Source organism: Methylobacterium sp. WL12, from assembly GCF_008039475.1.
GTDB classification, from domain to species: Bacteria; Pseudomonadota; Alphaproteobacteria; order Rhizobiales; family Beijerinckiaceae; genus Methylobacterium; species Methylobacterium cerastii.
In genome coordinates this window covers 1-1,567 of record NZ_VRUW01000201.1, presented here as the reverse complement: position 1 = coordinate 1,567, position 1,567 = coordinate 1, and the positions used below count along the sequence as shown (strand labels likewise).

At 71.0% G+C, this 1,567-nt stretch carries 3 protein-coding genes; all 3 read left to right on the top strand.

Annotation, left to right across the window (positions count from 1 at the left end; genetic code table 11):
• Window positions 1–757, top strand: a 757-nt coding sequence (locus FV226_RS27465; protein ID WP_246691756.1) for an N-formylglutamate amidohydrolase, incomplete at its 5' end; no start/stop codon positions are given.
• A 60-nt stretch (window positions 758–817) separates the two neighbouring features.
• On the top strand, window positions 818–1,126 hold the full coding sequence (locus FV226_RS27460; RefSeq protein ID WP_147765398.1) for a DUF1244 domain-containing protein: 309 nt from the start codon (window positions 818–820) through the stop codon (window positions 1,124–1,126).
• Between the two features lie 88 nt (window positions 1,127–1,214).
• Entirely contained in the window at window positions 1,215–1,493 is a 279-nt protein-coding gene (locus FV226_RS27455) for a DUF2312 domain-containing protein (RefSeq protein ID WP_147727302.1), read from the top strand.
• Window positions 1,494–1,567: the final 74 nt, after the last annotated feature.

The following is a 1,567-nucleotide window of genomic DNA, read 5'->3' as shown; positions in this document are numbered from 1 at the left end:
CCACAGCCTTGAGACACACCCGCCCCATCCCGTCGAGACGATCCCCGGCGACCCCGCCTGCGGCCTGGTCCTAGTCTGCGACCACGCCTCGAACCACGTGCCCGACGACATCGCGCTCGGGGTGCCGGAGGGCGAATTCCGCCGCCACATCGCCTACGACATCGGCGCGGCGGGCGTGACGCGGCGGCTCGCAGCGCTGCTCGGCGCCCCGGCGATCCTCACGAACTTTTCGCGATTGATCATCGACCCGAATCGGGGGCGCGCCGACCCGACGCTGGTGATGCGCCTGTCGGACGGGGCGGTGGTGCCGGGCAACGCCCGGATCGACGAGGCCGGCAAGCAGGCGCGGATCGCCCGCTTCTACGATCCGTTCGACCGGGCGATCGACGCCGCGGTGGCGGCGGCGGAGGAGGCCGCCGGGCCGCCGACGATCCTGACGATGCACAGCTTCACCCCGTTCTGGCGCGGCGTCGCCCGGCCCTGGGAGGTCGGCATCCTCTACGACCGGGACGAGCGCCTGAGCGCCCCGCTGATCGCGGGCCTGCGCGCAGACCCGGCCGGCCTGACGGTGGGCGACAACGAGCCCTACGGCGGCGGCCTGCCGGGCGACACCATCGACCGCCACGCCACCGCGCGGGGGCTGGCCAACGCGCTGGTCGAGATCCGCCAGGACCTCATCGCCGAGGAAGCCGGGCAGGAGGCGTGGGCCCGGCGCTTCGCCCGGCTTCTGCGGCCCTTGATGACGCCGCGCGCTTGACTCGCGCGCCGCCCGCCCCGACCTCGGGCGGAGTTGCGAGAGACAGCGCGCGAGAGACCGATGACCGAGATCGATCCGAAGACCCAGACCGAGTTGGAGGCGGCGGTCTACCGGCGCCTGGTGGCGCATCTCCAGGCGCGCACCGACGTCCAGAACATCGACATGATGAACCTCGCCGGCTTCTGCAGGAACTGCCTGTCGAACTGGATGAAGGACGCCGCCGACGCCGAAGGGCTCGGCCTGACCAAGGACGAGGCCCGCGAGCGCGTCTACGGCATGCCGTTCCCCGAGTGGAAGGCGAAGTACCAGACCGAGGCCAGCCCCGAGCAGCAGGCCGCCTTCGCCAAGGCTGCGGCGGAGCCGCACTGACCGTGCCGCGACGGGGCGGCGCGGGCGGTCCCGGCTAAGCTCCCGGTAAGTTTACTCCCCTACGAACCGGGCAGGACAGGAGAGAACCATGAACGCGCATGCCATGCCGACCCCCGGCGACGTGTCATCATCCGAGGGCGTGGCCGCCGACGAGCTGCGGGCGTTCATCGAGCGCATCGAGCGCCTCGAAGAGGAGAAGAGCGGCATCGCCGGCGACATCAAGGAAGTGATGGCCGAGCTGAAGGGCCGCGGCTTCGACGTGAAGGCGGTCCGCACCATCCTGCGCATGCGCAAGAAGGACCACAGCGAGCGCCAGGAGGAGGAAGCGATCCTCGAGCTCTACATGCAGGCGCTCGGCATGGTCTGAGGGCCGATCCGACATCGATCGAGCCTGACCGGCGGTCACCGACGTTCCCCTCGGTCCCACCCACCCCCTCATCC

Bases quoted from the DNA above. Each gene is read 5' to 3' on its own strand.
- FV226_RS27460 (WP_147765398.1), top strand. From the start codon at position 818: ATGACCGAGATCGATCCGAAGACCCAGACCGAGTTGGAGGCGGCGGTC.
- FV226_RS27455 (WP_147727302.1), top strand. From the start codon at position 1,215: ATGAACGCGCATGCCATGCCGACCCCCGGCGACGTGTCATCATCCGAG.